9 protein-coding genes and 1 riboswitch are annotated in these 17,077 nt (G+C 46.9%); of the genes, 3 read left to right on the forward strand and 6 right to left on the reverse strand.

From position 1 onward, the window contains the following. Positions 1-7: 7 nt before the first annotated feature. The 3 genes from ELR70_RS03020 to ELR70_RS03025 are packed head-to-tail and all read right to left on the reverse strand — an operon-like array spanning position 8 to position 4,989. Positions 8-2,656: a DUF1592 domain-containing protein gene (locus ELR70_RS03020; protein WP_241566261.1), complete on the reverse strand. Its 2,649-nt coding sequence runs from the start codon at positions 2,654-2,656 to the stop codon at positions 8-10. A 41-nt stretch (positions 2,657-2,697) separates the two neighbouring features. Beyond that, the gene (locus ELR70_RS25205) at positions 2,698-3,177 is read right to left on the reverse strand and encodes a cellulose binding domain-containing protein (protein ID WP_241566262.1); all 480 of its coding nucleotides are present in this window, start codon (positions 3,175-3,177) and stop codon (positions 2,698-2,700) included. A 12-nt stretch (positions 3,178-3,189) separates the two neighbouring features. Then, positions 3,190-4,989, reverse strand: a complete 1,800-nt coding sequence (locus tag ELR70_RS03025; protein WP_054016269.1) for a cellulose binding domain-containing protein — start codon at positions 4,987-4,989, stop codon at positions 3,190-3,192. A gap of 232 nt (positions 4,990-5,221) precedes the next feature. After that, positions 5,222-5,304: riboswitch (cyclic di-GMP riboswitch) on the reverse strand. A 355-nt stretch (positions 5,305-5,659) separates the two neighbouring features. Between ELR70_RS03025 and ELR70_RS03030 the strand changes: the two genes are divergently transcribed. The 3 genes from ELR70_RS03030 to ELR70_RS03040 all read left to right on the forward strand — a co-directional run bounded on the left by ELR70_RS03030 (position 5,660) and on the right by ELR70_RS03040 (position 11,489). Continuing rightward, entirely contained in the window at positions 5,660-6,376 is a 717-nt protein-coding gene (locus ELR70_RS03030; RefSeq protein WP_054016268.1) for an SIMPL domain-containing protein, read from the forward strand. A 452-nt stretch (positions 6,377-6,828) separates the two neighbouring features. After that, the gene (locus ELR70_RS03035; RefSeq protein ID WP_054016267.1) at positions 6,829-10,533 is read left to right on the forward strand and encodes a hypothetical protein; all 3,705 of its coding nucleotides are present in this window, start codon (positions 6,829-6,831) and stop codon (positions 10,531-10,533) included. Between the two features lie 170 nt (positions 10,534-10,703). After that, complete coding sequence (locus ELR70_RS03040; RefSeq protein ID WP_054016266.1) at positions 10,704-11,489, forward strand: class I SAM-dependent methyltransferase; 786 nt, start codon at positions 10,704-10,706, stop codon at positions 11,487-11,489. A gap of 210 nt (positions 11,490-11,699) precedes the next feature. Here the strand turns inward: ELR70_RS03040 and ELR70_RS03045 are convergent, their stop codons facing one another. Genes ELR70_RS03045 through ELR70_RS03055 form a run of 3 tightly spaced genes read right to left on the reverse strand, consistent with a single transcriptional unit; the run spans position 11,700 to position 17,060 of the window. Further along, positions 11,700-13,460, reverse strand: coding sequence for an FAD-dependent oxidoreductase (locus tag ELR70_RS03045; protein ID WP_054016412.1), 1,761 nt, complete (start codon positions 13,458-13,460; stop codon positions 11,700-11,702). A 14-nt stretch (positions 13,461-13,474) separates the two neighbouring features. Continuing rightward, positions 13,475-15,217: a thiamine pyrophosphate-binding protein gene (locus tag ELR70_RS03050; protein ID WP_054016265.1), complete on the reverse strand. Its 1,743-nt coding sequence runs from the start codon at positions 15,215-15,217 to the stop codon at positions 13,475-13,477. Beyond that, positions 15,204-17,060, reverse strand: coding sequence for an FAD-dependent oxidoreductase (locus tag ELR70_RS03055; RefSeq protein WP_054016264.1), 1,857 nt, complete (start codon positions 17,058-17,060; stop codon positions 15,204-15,206). Before ELR70_RS03055 ends, ELR70_RS03050 begins: the two co-directional genes overlap by 14 nt. Between the last annotated feature and the right edge of the window lie 17 nt (positions 17,061-17,077).

Below are 17,077 nucleotides of genomic sequence, written 5' to 3' on the forward strand. Positions count from 1 at the left end.
ACCCGCATTACTCGCTTCTGGACCAGGCTTTGCGATAACGCACCGACTTGAGCGAGCCAAATTTCTCCAGCATGGCTCTCGGGCTTTCCTGCATCATGGTGTTGGTCAGTGTGTCGATTTCACACATATAACCGACCTGCTCTGTCTGAGACAGGCGCTTGTCTTCTTCACTCGTCGGGTCGATTGAGTCATGACCCACACCCATTACGTAGCGGAACATTTGCTGTGGTAAGCAGCTTTGAGCAGAAGACAGGTCGGCTATCACCGCACCTAACTGTTTAGTGCCGTTGAATGGCACAAAGTCACTGACCTGAGCGTATTTCTCAGGGGCATAGAGGGTGCCCGAAGCATTGATCACATTCCCGTTGTTGTCTTGATTGCGGATGTTGCCCACGGCATCAAAGTCTTCCATGCCAAAGCCCATCGGGTTGATGTACTTTTCATGGCAACTTGAACAGGGCTGGCCTTCGGTCAAGCTGTGGTACTTGAGTCGGTTAGTGGTCGTCGGGTCTTGCAACAAGTCAGACAGCTCGGCAAGCCTTTGCTCTCTGGCTTCAAAGGTACCGGCTGGCGGATCGGGCTGATCCTGGCACAGCATACGGCGGCGTACTCTGACCGAGCGTAAGATAGGGTGCGACTCGTCGACTTCTGCCCAACGCGACATAAACGCACCATTGGCTAAGATACCCCCACGCTGTGTGGTCTCAACTTTTTGCATGTCATCACCCGATATGCCAGGAATGTTGTAGTGGTTGGCCAGTAACTGATTGACGAACGTGAAGTTGGCGGTATACAGCGAGCCAAATTTTTCGTCCGGCTGAGTCATGATGTAGGAGAAGGTCTCATTGATCTCCGCTTTCATGGCGGGTACCAGATTGGCAAAGCCCGGATAGTGGTCCGGATCTTTACTGGCGACCTCTAAACTGCCTGTGCCCAACCAGCTACCTACAAAGTCACCCAGCACCGGTTTGGCTTGCTCTGCCAGGCGGTTCGCATGGGCAATGATATGGGCTTCATCACGCAGCTCATCACGCTCAGCGGCTTGCCACAGAAGCTGATCTGGCGTTGATCCGGTAAAGGTATAAGACAAGAAGGTAGCCATTTCCCACGAGGTTAGCTCAAAGGCGTCGTAATCCAGCTCTGAGTTATCCGGGTTTGCTTCGCCCAATTCATGACGATAAATAAATTGCGGCGAAGACAGCAAGCCTTCCAGCGCTAACTGCATGCCCGCTGCAACGTCGTTATTGTTGAAAAATCCGGTTGCGATCAGTCGATAACTGTCCGCTTCATCCTGCGTTAGAGGACGGCGGAATATCTGCGGCGCTAACTCATCAATCAAACGGTTGGCACAGTCTTCGTTAATGGCTGCACAACTTAAAGCGGGCGAGTAGCCGTTGTCGGCCACCCATTGTGCGATTTCTTCGGCAACCAGCAGGTAGTTGCTGTAGTTAGAAGGCTGCACAGCGGCATGGGTATTATTAATGAAAAAGCCCACCTGAGAATCTGGCGACAGGCCGTCTGACACTTCAAAATCAACTCCCAGTAAGTCTTCTACTGTGTTTTGATATTCGGTTTGGGTCAGGATTTTCAGCTGTCTTGCACCGTATGCCACAGGCGCGACACCCACATCACAGGTGAGTGGCGCAGGCCACAGGGTTTGCAGATATGCCGCGATATCCGTGGCACATTGCTCATCACAGGCACCCGGCGCACCATAAGGCATAGTCGCGGTGATCACATCAATCATGGCCTGTACATCGCGTTCTGTATTAAGCGCAGGGAATGAGCCCAGACCGCCGCCCTCAGAGCCATGACACCCGGCACAGTTGGTTTTGTACAACTCCATGCCACGAGCAATGGGGTCGGTTTGCGTGACTGTGATACGGGCAATATTACTGGGCTGGGAGGGCACTGAGTTGTTCAGCGCAATCACCTTGTAATCAAACTCGCCGGACTCCGGTAAACCCGATTCATAATAACTGGCGTTAGAGGCAAGCGTAGCGGCGGTGTGCCAGCGGCCATCAAGCGACTTTAAACGCACCAGATAGTTGGTTTCGTTATTGCTGTTGTCGTACCAGCTTAATTGCGCCTGCGCTTCGGTAGAAAGCACACTGGCGCTGAGCTCGGAAGGCGCAGCGGGTTTGGCCGCCATATCAACCGGCTCAAAACCATCTTGCTCGGCTGATAAAAAGGTCAGGTTAAAGTAAACCGGTACGGTCTCGCCAATGCCACTCAGGTTAGCGACCACTCGCAGTGCCTCAATACCATAGTCCATATCAAAGGTTTTACTGTCGACTATCAAAGGGGTAAGCGTACTGACATTAACATGGCCCGTTGCCAGCTTCACGACCAACACATCCAGGCTGAGTTCATGGTTAACGCCATGCAGGCTCATCTCGCCGGTAACGGATTGAACCGTCGGGTTGCCCACTTCCAGCGTGCTCAATAGTGCAGGGTCAATCTGGGTGCTGAAGTACGCCGTTGGCAGTAATTCTGTTTCAAACAGCAAATCCATAACCCGGCTGTTTCTGATATCCACACCGGTAGACACACTATTTAAATCAACCGCCAGCGTGACGCGCCCGTCGGCATCAATACTGCCCGATAGCGCAGGAGCAGCGTTATTCTGAGACGCAAACTGGTTCAGCTCTGCCACATGGTCTTTTTTGACCGACACATAGCTGAGTGAAGACTCAGCTATGTCCAGCGCCCATAAGCCCGTTTCTGTGACCGCATCCGGGGCGTAGTCGGGCCAGAGTTGCTACACACATCACCACTGAGGGTAATGGCAACGTCTTCGCTCAGGCCGTTTTTATTGGCAACAAAGCCCAGCCCAAATGACTGATTTGCATGGACTGTATTGCCTTGTGAGGTGATGGTACAACCCGTGTCGTTACAGTCGAAATTGCCGTTCCAGCTATTTTGCAGGGAGATGCCCTGATTCCAGGTGAGTTCGAGGGACCAGTCGTTAATGCTCTGCTCTGAGTCATTTTCTATGACTATCTCGGTTTTAAAGCCATTGTTCCAGTTATCCGGAATGTTGAATGAACACTGTGCTGCCTGAGCAAACGGCGCGCTTGCGATTAAACTAATACAGGCGGCAAACTTTGCCATGGCCGGTGCTGCAGATTTGCTACGAGTAAAGGTAGAGAATCGTGGTAAATTATTGAATATCATTTTCTTTCCCTCCTATTGTTGAGCTTCAAAAACTAAGTTAAAGCTCACGGGAACCGCGTAACTGATCACAGATAAATTCGCCAATGTTCTCAGTGTTTCTATACCTGGCTCTAAACCAAAGTCTGTTGCGTCCAGCACTACGGGGGCAAGGCTTTGCACCATCACCTTAGTGTGCGTCAGGCGGCGAACTGCCACGTCTGCTGTCACTTCGGCTATCACGCCTTTGAGGTTGAGCGTGGCGGTCACTGTCTGCTTGTCAGTGCTGCCAATGGGTAAGGCTGTCAGAGCTGCATAATCAACCGCGAGCAGCACTTCGGCGTGCGGGAACAAGCTGGTATCAAACAGGTGCTCCTTCATTCTGCCGTCCCGGGTGTCATTGCCCGTATTAACACTGGCCAGATCCAGGGTGAGCCTTGCTGCCCCTTGCTCAGAAATATTGCCACTGAGGTTTTCGAAGGTGTGTGCTTCAACCACGTGCTGTTTTTTGGTGGAGACAAAATACAGGCTGGAGCTTTGTGGGTTTAACTCAAACGGCCCGGTGATGGGCGCTACATCTGGTTCTGCGACCTGAATGCTGATGGGCTGGCTGACCGTGGTATTGACCCCGTCATTGACCGTTAATTTAACCGTAAACGTGCCGGTTTGATCGAAAACATAAGCAGGGTTTGGCTCGCTGGATGTATTACCATTGCCAAAATCCCAGCTGTAGGTCAGGGTATCGTCGTCTGGATCGGAAGAGCCGCTGCCATCAAAGTTGACTGTTAAAGGACGCTGGCCCGAGGTTACAGAGGCAGACGCAACGGCCGTTGGCGCATGGTTAATATTGCCATCTGTCGAGCATAACCCGCCTAGCGAAGGCGTAGTAGGGGTGTCATTTTCCTGCGCCTTTTGGGCATTAAAGCCAAAGTTTAAGCTCTGACCCGGGTTAATGGTGCCGTTGTAGTTCTCATTCACAATCTCATAGGGGTTATTGCCACTGTGATTGCCATGCCAGACGCCGGTCAGTTTAGTGTTGTCGGCAAATTCCATCAGCACTTTCCAGCCTGAAATGGCCACGCTTTCGGTGTTGGTGATAGTGACCTTGCCGCGAAATCCTGAGATCCATTCCTGTTCCACTTCAAAGATACATTGTGCTGATTCTGGCTGAGCTTGTTCAATCGATAGCGAAATTGGTGCTGCCTGGTAGTCATTGGTGCCGTCGTTGATGGTTAACGATACCTGGTAATCACCCGGCTGCTCAAAGGTATGCTGTGGGTTCATTTCCTCTGAGTTGTGGCCGTTACCAAAATCCCACAGATAGCTCACTGTGTCTGAGGCCGAATTGGCAAGCTCGCTGCTGAACTGGATGGTGGCAGGTGCCGTGGCATAGGTGTCAGATGCGGTAATGGCAACACTGACTTCGTTATTGTCATCCTGCCCGTTGCTTTCGCAAATGCCAGAGAAGGCAGGTGCAACGGCGGTTTGCCCGGCCGCTTTTTGCACGTTAAAACCAAAAGACTTTGACGAGTTTGGGTTAATCTTTCGGTTCCAGCTGAGGTTCTCGAACTGATAGGGGTTGCTGCCGCCCAGTTGGGCGCGCCAGGCATTGTTGATTGACTCACCCCGATTAAACTCAAGACCGACCGTCCAGCCATCTAAGGCAACGTCGGAATCGTTATATACCGTGACTTCTGCGGTATAACCGCTTTGCCACTCATTTTTTACCTTGAACTCGCACTGCGCTGCCAGGCCTGGCATAGCGTGTCCTAAAGCCATTAAACAGAGCCCGACTTTAAAAATCCGGCGCTGCTTGTTGTATCTATGTTGTCTCATGAGTATTCCCCAGAGCATTGTCATCTGACATGTTGTTTCCCTGCTGTTCTTCGCTGAATAGGCGGTCGACCAGAATGAACAGGTTAAACTAGCAAGGGCAAGCTCTGGGACGAGGAAAGACTAAAAGAGGGCGGTATGACAACAGATGCCATAGGCGTGAATGCCAATATGCTACGCAATGCGCATACAAAACAACAGTATGCACACTACGCTTCATTTTTACTCGTTGGCATTCAGCAACCCCGCTATCTTAGTATGCACCTTAGACCGGAAGCTTTGCGTCCCTTCCTTTCGAAAGGTTTGCTATTTTAAGCCTGTCTGTGGAAGGTAGCTTAAAATTGCAATAACCACAAAGGCCACACCGCAACTTTCACATTATTTGCACATTTCACCTGAGTTAACGCCGAATTGCTGTTTGAAATTTGTCCTCGGGTATTGTGAAGTCCTTTAAATTTAATGATTTATGCTCACTTTTAGACATGTGCACAATGTGGCTCAATTGTGCAAAAGGGGCAGGAAGTACGTCCTAAATTTTGTCCGGTTATGGTATGTTGTCTGTTTGTGATTGGTGGACAATCTTTAAAAAGTCGAACTGCTTATTTTGTGTCAGTGTCGATTTGAAAATAACAGGCATACTGTTTTTTAAGTATTAAATTTTAAGGAGATTAACGTGAGAGCTTTAGTGCTAATTGGATGCTTGCTGATGAGTTGGAATGCTATTTCTTCTCCCATTCCGGATTTTCCATTTGTAACTGTGACTGGAGAAAGCTCTCGGAAAGTTACACCTGACACCGCGGTAGTAGGAATAGAGGTTGTTACTTATTCAGAAAGCGCTGATAAGGCTTTTGAAAAACTGAATAATACGGCTGCCAAGCTTCTATCAATATTGAAAAAATATCAGGTGAGTACTGACAATATTACTGCGCATCAGTTCGCAAAGGATACGAAGCAGGCTCGTGAAAAAAATGGCTACAATCGATTAGATATTTTGGGATACGAGTTTACTCAGATTTTTGAAATCCGGTTGGATAAATTAGAACGCTATTCAGAAATTGCTGATGAGGTCAGCAAAATGGACAATGTAAGAGGTCTGAAAAGCGAATTTGATGTATCAAATCGAGAGGAAATTGAAATTGAGCTAATTGGCCTTGCGGGCAAAAACGCAAAATTGAAGGCAAAGAAAATGGCACTTGGCTTAGATATTAAATTAGGCTCCGTTTTTGCCATTAATGATACAGGGTCGTACAAATCCTTTTTTGCAACCTTTGGCCTGGACAATGACAGAGCCATAGCGTTTGGTATGCCAACCATTGATAGCTCTTTTTTTGTGCCTAAACATATTGAAATATCAAAAACAATAAACGTTCTCTATAAGTTAACGCCATAAGGTCTGTTGTGGTTTGTCTCTCAGATCTGAAATTAGGCTTTGATAGCAAGGTTACATATTCAGCCATGTGTCTAGAAGTCTTGATAACCCTCAATATGCTGGGATAACAAGCTCGCTTTTTTGTATCGGAATCATCCTTGAAAGGTGAGCGTAATGAGAGTTGCTCTGGCATTTCTATGCTAAGAGCCTCAGCTCCAGCGTATGAGCAGTATAAAAAATAAGCGCTTTGTTTGATTGGTACAAGATGTCTACTTTCCATTTTCCTCCTTATTCATGAATCGCTCAATTCAGTTTCATAGTTATCAGCACTAATAGATGCACAAGTTAGAAGCTATTCAGTCTGTTTTTTGGTCTTCAAGGTTGATTATTTGGTTGTGTTGTAAGTGTTACTTAGTTTAAAAGTGTATCAATTATAAGTACAATGTTCATGGATTATAAAAAAGGAATATACAATGTATAAGAACTGGATAGGTATAGCGACAGCTACCTGTATATTGAGTGCATGTGGTGGTGGCGGTGGCGATTCGGCACCAAAATCAGAGCTCGGTTTACAAGCGCTGTCGAATAACCCCAATGGTGATGTACCACAAAAAAAGCTTCAAGCTTTGTATGGTGGTAATGAAGAGCCTGCACAAATTAGTCCTGACAACTTCATGCAAATTACGCACGATGTTCTTTATTGGCGAGATGTCACTAAGTTTATTGTTAACACTGACTCTCGCTATTTTTCTCCAACTTACCCTGGTTTCCAACAGTATCAAAGCAGGGATTACTGGTTGCCAGATGACCAGCTATGTGAATCTGGTAATGCTACACTCCCTAATTTTGAAAATGAAAGCGTTTTAGTACCTAGCTATGAGGTCGTGTATGAAAACTGCCAAATAGGGCCTTTGGTTGCAAATGGCAAGGCCACATTACATTTGATAGGGCCTGATGTTACATCAGGGCATGTCGAAAAGCTTGCAATAGAATTATTATCCGGGTTTTCAATTCATGAGCAAAGTGCGGGCCAAACCTATCAGGTTCAGGGATACGCCATCGAAAATCAGTACGATCGCTCAGAGAGCGCTAGTATGGTGTTTAGTCAGAATGGCGAACAACTCGCGTGGGTTGATTACACCGAGGGAAGGGAGAGCTATTCTAGTGTTTATCTGCCGCAGTTTGGCAAATTAAGCATTGCACCTGGATTAAGCATTGTCGATGGGCAGGGTGGTGAGATCCGCATCAACAATAAGACAGATGAGATTTTGATTGCACTTACACAGCCACAGGGAGAGTATTTCTTTGAGCTCAACAATCGTCAGCGAAACTATTTTTATTCCGGTGGTAAAGAGGACGCCAGGTGGATAAGCGTTGCAAACTCTGATTTTAACTTACCCACTTTGCTGGCTGACAATGGCCCAACACTGGTGCGCTTTGACGCCAAGAATGTGGTGAAGCTGGGAGAGCAGGTCACGTTGCTTCCTTACTTTATTGACGCGCCAGATTATAACCTGTCAAAAGTCAGCTGGCAGATCACTGCACCAGGCGAATCTGAACCTGTGACTAGCAGCCAATGGGAAAAAGAATATACGTTCGAGCAAAGCGGAGAGTATCTGGTTACGTTGATTGCGACGGATACCCATAATAACAAAGCACAGTTCTCTGAGACCATATATGTCATCGGTGGAAGCACGTATCTAGGGGCAGAGGTGAGTATTGAAGTTGAGTCGGACTTAACTGAGAAAACACCTTATCGCGCTAAAATAGGCGTTGCTGAGAATGGTAATTATCAGTTTGCGCTGGTTTCTGGCCCGGCTGGCATGACTGTGGACGAAGCCGGGGTTGTCAGTTGGGATGGACAGCAGTCCGCGGCTTTTCAGTTTGCGGATACAGTTCATTACAGCGTGAAAGTGACAAACACAGAGTCACAGGGGTCCGAATTAGTTTCTGGTAAAATCGCCTTGACGCACACACCTAAACAGCTTGAGTCATTTTATCACTTAAGCGGTGATACACCAGCCAAAGCGCTCGGCTGGACAAACTCCGGTAATGCAAATCGCTCTATGCTGTTAAGCAGTGAAGAAGCGTTCGGTGCCGGTATTACCTCTTTGACACTGCAAGATGAAACTCTGGTTGTCGAAAGTAACTTATTCCAAACTCCTACCAAGGGGAAGGTACTGAATGTGACGTATAGTGATAAAGCGGAAGAGCTCGTTTATTTATACGCACATGAATACGAATACAGCCGTCTGGCAAGCTTTAAGATTTCAAGTGACGAAGCACATGTGTTCAACCCAGAAAATTCGCTCCATCGTATTGCTCCTTATATTACTGACCTGGATAACGACGGTGAGTTAGAGATAGTTAATACGTATTCTGTAAGTGGTGTTGAACTGTATAACTCAAGCTATGAAAGAACTGTGGCTGAATTAGTACACGGTATGACGGGTCATACAAGTTACAGCAAGTGGCAGGAATGTGACTTAGATGGTGATGGGACTATAGAGTTGCTACAAACCGTTTCAAACTCAAACAGCGTCCAGCTAAATTTAGTCAGCTATGTTGATAAACAATTAAAGGCAGTGCATGGTGCCTTAATCAGTAGTGAATCATATTATGGTGATGCTATCGCCAATATGGTTGACTTAGATGGTGACGGTCGATGTGAGGGGGTTATTTCCTATGTAGGCACTGCCGACAATGCATCACTTGGCTGGCATGTTTACGACGGTGAAACCCTGGTGTTGGAGCATATTTCTGACGGATATTCAGAGCTGCTTGGTTATGAACATGAGCCGTTTGCGGTGAATTATAGCGCACTCATTTTTAAGTCTGATTCTGCTATGCGAACGCTCAGTTATAACCCGCAGGAAATGCAGTTTGTTACCTCACCTTTGGAGTTTTCTAGCGGACTGGACATTCAGTTAAACCCAGAATATTCAACATTAGTAGGGCGAGCCGACCTGGATAATGATGGTAAACAGGAGTGGATCTATAAACATACTCTGTCTACTTTGGACGAACTGTATAGCAAACTGGGCGAGCACTATGAACCTGGTTATCACTATACTAAGCACGATATTGTTTACGTGGCAGCCGATGTAGAGCAAGGCTTGGTGACGCCTAAATATCGCAGCAAAGCGATAATGATTGCACCGGTTGTGAGTGTATTGCCTACTGGTAATGGAGCCACACGCGTGATTACTGAGCGAGATAAATATAGTCAAGCTCGGTATCATACTGAGATAGACACGCAAGGAAAAATTACGCCTCAAAGCCGGGAAAAAATGGCGGGAGTACAGGTTGTATATCGTGATGATGGCTCGTATTACAGGTTTGACTCATACGATAATACCTACACGTTATACGATGCCAATGACAAGGCTATGCATGCAGGAGAATGTACTCTTGATGCGTGCAATTTCAACACTGACAAAAGTATTAGACGAGTTACAGGTAGCTATCAGGGGATAGATATAATTGCAGAGCCTGGCGAGCATAATTTTCTACTCATTGATACTAACGCAAAGCAAATTCACAGGTATTATGAGTATTCGGGTATAACGCATTTAGTGCCACATCCTGACTTTAATAGTAATGGATTGATTTTTGTTAAAGAGAAAAACCCGCACCGGCAGACAAACTTAGATGATTCAGAACTGAGCAAATTCGATATTCTGGACTCAGGCGTATATCGTGTTACCCGCAACGGTATGGAACTGGTTCACTCCTGGAAGGACAAAGTGTTCAGTCAGCACAGCGATTATACTTACGCGGCGGTATGGATGAATACGGATGCCGACCCAGAGCTAGAAATCGTTCATTATATCCAGCTCAAACACTACACTGGTTTTGATGACGTTCTAGATTACTCTTTCTCGGCCGACAGCAATGGAGACAATATCACCTACCATAAGTACCAGGGTTACCTGAAAGTTGGGATCAATGATAAGCGGGATGTTTTCGAACCTATATGTATTGAGCTATCCTGCCGAGAGTCAGTTATTCGCTTGGTTGGGTCTGACGAGGGGACTCAGTTGACAGCTTTGGATAGGTTAACCGGGTTACCTATCTGGTCGCGCAATATTGCAAGTAGTAACCACGAAGGGAAAGTGCTTTATTATGATAAAGATCAAATATACTTCAGTGCAAACGGACTGCATGTAATTCGCTAGCTTTAAAAGTCGGTGTCACTCATGTACAACTGGAGTGACACCGAATGCTCCTATTTAATCCAGCCTAGCTTCTTATCTCCGGTCGTGACTTTTCACAAAGGTTTGCACCGCTCATACGTCTGCGCTATGTTACTGAATAGTCATCAAGGAACTTATAATTAATTGATATTATGGATTATTTAAGCATTAATAAATCAGCCTGGAATAAAAGAACCAAAGTGCACGTTGCATCTGAATTTTATGATGTTGCCGGGTTTAAAGCCGGGCAGTGTTCATTAAACCCGATTGAGCTGGCACAGGTGGGTGATGTGCAGGGCAAATCTTTACTGCATCTGCAATGTCATTTTGGCCAGGATACCTTGTCTTGGGCTCGTTTGGGCGCCGATGTGACTGGGGTAGACTTGTCTGAAAGTGCTATCGCGCAGGCAAATAGCCTCAAAGACGCGCTTGGTCTTAAAGCGGAGTTCATTGAAAGCGATGTAATCGAATTTGGTCAAAGTAACACACAGCAGTTTGATATTGTGTTTACCTCATACGGCGTATTGTGCTGGTTGCCCGACTTAACAGCATGGGCAAACACGGTGGCGGGTGCGCTCAAACCTGGTGGTGTGTTCCACTTGATTGAATTCCATCCATTCAATGACTTGCTGGCAGGCTATGCTTATTTTCCTCATGGTGCGCCTGATATTGAGCAAGAGGGCACTTATACAGAAAACTGCGATGGCAGCAAGAGTACCACAGTGACCTGGACCCATTCCGTCAGTGAAGTGATCAATGCATTGATAACGGCCGGTCTGAACATTGAGCTCTTTGCTGAACACCCGTATAGCCCATACGATTGCTTTGAAGGGCTGGAGTGTGTGCCTGAGCTAGGATATCAAAAGCTGCACCAGGGTCAGCAGGTGCCTATGTTGTATTCGATCAAGGCCAGTAAATATCAGCGCTCAGATAAGTAATCCGAGCTATTGGTGTAACAATACTCGCAGTGCTTTAATGGCGCTGAGTGACCAGTCAAGTTCTGATCTGTGTCAGGGTGACTCGGTGACTGCTGGCTGGTGAGTAAACGATATGTTCGTGATGATGGTTTTGCGGGTCCATAACCAAAAGAACTGTCAGACTTGCGGCTATTCAGCCAGCTACTCTGACAGTTCAAACAAGAGGGGTTTTTAGATAATCGTCTTACGCGTTCTCAAACGATTGAAGTTAATGTAAACCCCCTTTCCACCGCTGCAAGGTAGCGGTACTTCAAAGCCAGAGTACTTTTCTTTTATTCTGATCAATTCCTCATAGCTTTCCTGAAAGTAAGTTTTGGTTGGAATTGAGGCATCTTTGAAGCTGATAAACGCGCCGTAGGCACCTTCAATGGAGGTATCGCGGCTGACTTCTATCCAATCAAGCGCTCTGTTCACAAAACGATATACCGGGTTCTCTTGGCCCAACATTTTGCTGTCGCCTTGCCCGTCGTACTTCAGCTCGGTATTCCACCAAGTTTGATATTGAATGGTGTACTGTGCTTTAGAATACGGGAATGCAACTCGACGTAAGGCACCAACACTAGATTCATCGGCGTAGAATGGGCCTGCAATTGCGCCTAGTGTCACATAGCTAAATAAACCCAATGGTGCATTTTCATCAAACAGCAAAGACGAGGTTAACGAGCGCAATAGCTGTCTCTTTCCTTGCTCAGTGAGACCGCTTTCTTGTACCACTTTTGACGTGATTTTATGAGGCGCTGGCGCATCAAAATCAGGGGTAAACGGCGTGCCGTTGGCATTGGCAACTAAGCCTTGTTTAACCCCGGCCGTTGCCAGGTTGGCCAACGTATTTCGTGACCAGTCAGACATCAGGGCCGCGCTGTAGCTGTCTTTAGTGTCTTTACCTGTTACCAATATTCTTGATGTTGGAAAGTATTTTTTACCAAAGCTGAGCAGTTCACTTTCTGTGCCCCGCCAGTAACCATACATGGTGCTTGGGTGCTCTAAGTCCTTTTCACAGGCCACCGACTTGTCCGCAATGGCGTTAATTTTAAGGTTTGTACCAACCAATTGTTCCGTGCTTGGGTCATTAATGGCATTTTCCCATTGCGTCAACAAGTCCCATGTTTTCAGATCTGTGGAGTCACCTGTCGGATTATTCCAGTGAATTTCAAAACGATGGATCTCTTCGGGTAGTTCAAACGCTTTCACCCGAAATTCAGTGACTATGCCATAGCTTAATGCACCACCACCACGCAGCGCCCAGAGTATGTCATTGTGCTCAGTTTCCGACACATTCACTTTTGAACCATTTTGCAAAATGACCGTGGCTCCTACAAGTGATTCGCAACACATGCCATGTGCTCTCGTCCATGGACCCCAGCCACCGCCCTGAATGTAACCGGCTAAACCAACCGTTGCACAGGTACCGTGCGGGATGGTCAAAGGTGGGATGCTTTTGTCCTCTGGTTTGGCAAGCTTTGGTACAAGCTGATAAAAACGATAGCCAGAACCGATATGAGCGATGTAGCCATCCTTACCTTTTTCAATTGAAAAGTCTTTTAGCCCGCTTAAATCGAGCAAGACAACATCCGTCCCCGTGCATTCGCCTTCGTGATCGTGACCACCCGAGCGCACTCGAATGGGTAAATTATGCTCAATTGCTTCTTTGTAGGCGTTCATAACATCATCGGTATGTTTACACATAACAATGACCGATGGAGAAAACTGCAAGCGGGTATTGAAGATCAAGGCATTAATTTGATAGTTATTAAAGCGCTCCATACTGGTATCGCCGCCTGGCAGCAGAGTCAGCAGCTGGTCGGCTTCAAAGTTGTGCTTTTCTTCAAGCGCAGTGATGTAGTTTTGGGTTGTTTGCCAGTAATGCGCGATGCGTTTTTGCGCTTCTTCTAACTGGCACTCTGGAATGGGTTTATTACATTGTTCAGTCATAATCATGTCCTTGTTCACATAGTCTTTTGGCATGTGCAGTCGCTTACCTTAGTACCCGTGATCGCTTCTGCTAAATCTTGTATTGCCGGGGCAAGATCTTTTTCAGCTATTTTTACTTCAACTAAATAAGGCGATGTTGGGTGCTGCTTAATGGCAGAAAAAACATTGTCCAGGTCGCTGACTTTTTCGACCTTTAAATAATTAACACCATATGCGCTTGCCAATGAATCATAGTTCCAGTGATGAAGTTTATCGAATGGCGCAAAATCAGCCGCAGGGGTAAAGGCGCAGATATCAACAAACGATTGCTCTATGGCGTATACCTGATTGTTCATCACAAACACCACGGTATTGAGGTTATAGTGGCTAATGGAGGAGAGGGATTGGCACATCATCATAAAGCCCCCATCACCGGCAACCACCACGCTACGCTTATCATCGGCAAGGCCGGTGCCCAGTGAACAGCCGGTTTCATGACCCAAAGAACCCCAGGCCGCATCACTCACAAAGCGGTTTTCTGCCAGGCCAGTTAAACGAGCAGCCATGTATAGCGACGAGCTTTCGCCTAATACCAGGTTGTAATCACGAACCGTTTCACAGGTTTGCAATTGCTTTTGATAAACGCTGAAAAAGTTGTCGTAGGTAATGTTTGCGTTGCTGTCGACATCTTCGGTCAAGTACAGATTACGAATGGCAGGCAGCTGGCTGTTGAGTTGTAACGGGTGGCTATCAATATAACGGTTCAATTCATCAATGAACTGTGCCAGATTAATGCCGCTAAATTGTTCACTCTCGCCAACCCGAGCGACATTCATATTTACTCTGACAAGGTCATTGCCTTGAGTTTTTAACATGGTGAGATAGTCGTCAGTGAAAATAGCCCCCAGCGCCAGAATACAATCGCTCTCACTCACAAAGTTAAACGTATCCTGCCAGGACGCTTCGCCTGCGTATGTGCCCACAAATAGCTCTTTGCCAACGCCATGGGTTTCACTAATGACCGATTTTGCCAGCGTGGTTGTGGTGTAGGGGATGTTGAGTTTGCTTAAAAGCGTAACGATTTGCTCCTGCAAACCGAGCCTCGCCAGTTCAATACCCAACAGCACAACCGGGTTATTTGCGGCTTTGAGCCGGGTTATTACTTTGTCTAACAATGACGTCATCATAGCTGGGTTAGCACCCAGAGGTGGAATAATCAAATCGCCTTCAGGCCTGGGGCACTCTGCTCCCCATACGTTTTGCCACGCCTCTAAGTAAATAGGCCTTTTTTCACTCATTGCCAATTGCAGGGCATTATCGATAATAGCGGGAGCTGACTGCGCGTCAGCCAGTATCTCGCTGGCAACCGTCACGTTTTCAAAGACCTTTTTATCTGCGCTGTAATCTCCGGTTGAGTGATGAAACAGTACGCCTGTTTCTTCAATGTCCACACGGTTCTCGGCCGAAGGACTCGCAGAGATAACAACAACGGGATTGCGCTCTACATAGGCGCCTGCAATGGCGTTTAATACACTAAATGTGCCTACACCATATTGCACAGATACCGCGCCAATGCCTTTGTATCTGGCATATCCTTCCGCCGCATAACCCGCTCCCAGCTCAGTCACATCTCCGACGGCGTCAATACCATCAAAGTTGTCTAACGTGGTCATAAACTCTTGTACATAGTCTCCCGGCACTTGAAATACCTTGTCGAGCCCAAACTGTTTTAGGCGACGGAGCAGGTGGTATGCAACCGTGTAATTATTGGTACTCATGGTTGATCCCCCTGTAAGCAAATTCCGTGACCTCATCGAGCGTGTCCGGGTTCGCATTCGGTTGTTCATTTTGAACCGTGCTTGGGTTACATCCGTTAGTACAATCCACGGGGAGGTAGTTGTGGTGAGTTTTTAGCCATTCCTCATATTGTGCCTCGTCTTTGGTTAACCACTGCGGTGTGGGCAGGCCAAAAAACTGCGCCAATGTCGATTCTGCTGTATTAAGCGCGCCTTCAACCCAGCCCTGCTCATAGGAGTAAGCTTCACCGACAATATAAATATTTTCTTCTTCAACAGGGTGGCGCATTCTGCACATGATCTCGTCAAGACGATAATTGGCTTTCCATTCGTGCCAGCCACCGCCGTACGGATCGTCGCCCCATTCCTGGTAAATCGCGGAGTAAGGCATAGGTAAGGCTTTTTGATTATGTAAAGCCTGAATTTGACGATGCGCCGCTTCAACCATACTGGTGGTGATTTGATACTGATTTTTAGGCACAATTTCGTTACTGCCAAAACCTTCACAGCCGTAAGCTGGTACAAAACCCGGGTAATGCTCGCCTTTTTCCAGCCCTTTCCAGTAGGGGATGGTGCCAATATCGTTGTATGAAGCCATTAACAAAGAGTTGGTATTTGGCTCGCCATAGGTTTTTAGTGTTTTACATACTTGCTCGCCTTGCTCATTCACCTCAAACTCAACGCATTCTTGTTGGTCACATTCGGTGCCCATATAGTAAGTCTGGCGAATGGGTAAATCGGTCACTGAGCGGCCTGCCACCAATCCCAGGCTGCGCCACCAGGGTTGCTCGTATGCCATAAACATCTTGATCGCTTTTTGGATCAAGACCGACGGGATATTTTCTTTTAACCAAGGATGCTCAAAAAACTCTGACTCAATCAGTTCAAGGGAGCGTCTTGGCATCGCAAGAATGATCTGTTTTGCTTTTACGCGTTGAGTGGGTTCATCTGCGTCGACCACCTGGCCACTGTCGGTTTCCATCATGGGTTGAAAAATGAGCTCGTAGCGATGTTCACAACCCTTATGAATTTCTATCTTAACCAAACGCTTAAGCATATTAACGCAACCGTTGGCTGCTTGAAACTCTTCGCACAGCTTCAGAGGTAACGCCTGAAAGCCGTCTTTCAAGGTTTTAAACACAGTATCGTCACTGTACTCTGTTGCAGGCAGCTGTGTGACCGCGCTTGCATTGGCTACGTTGGCATCGTATCCGCCCGCTTCTTTCATAAACAGGTATGCTTCGTTGCTTAGCACATGTTCAAGCAGGTTCCAAAAGCCGAATTTCCATATCTCTTTACCAAACACTTTTACTTTCATCTGCTCAGATAAAGACATATCAGCAAAGCCTGGGCAAATTAAGTTCATGACTTTAACTTGCAGGTCTTCCGGGCCATAGCCGCGCTCAGTTTCTTCTAAATTGTAGGGAATTTTGTCTGGACACTCGGCAAAATCACGGTATCTGAAGTACTGGCCACGCAGATAAAATAAATTGTTTTCGCTGCCAGCCTCAACAGAGCTTGCCTTGTCAGAAGGGTATAAGGGTAATTTAGAGCCCATGGGAAAGTCTTTGGTTTTTAGCCCAAGCTCATCCACCAAAGTGCTCACCATAATGTGCTCATCCGGGATAAATCGCATCCCGCCAAGCTCCGCAACAACGTTAGGTAAACCCGGTAAGGTGCGACTGTATAGTCGGCCACCTATCCGGTCGCTATACTCAAACAGTTCTATTTTCTTTGTGTTTCCATACGTTTGTTGCAAACGCCAAGCACTATATACGCCCGACACACCACCACCCACAATGGCAATATCTATTTCACTGTTCATTTTATATGCTCCTTTAA

This window comes from Pseudoalteromonas sp. R3, assembly GCF_004014715.1.
Taxonomy (GTDB): domain Bacteria; phylum Pseudomonadota; class Gammaproteobacteria; order Enterobacterales; family Alteromonadaceae; genus Pseudoalteromonas.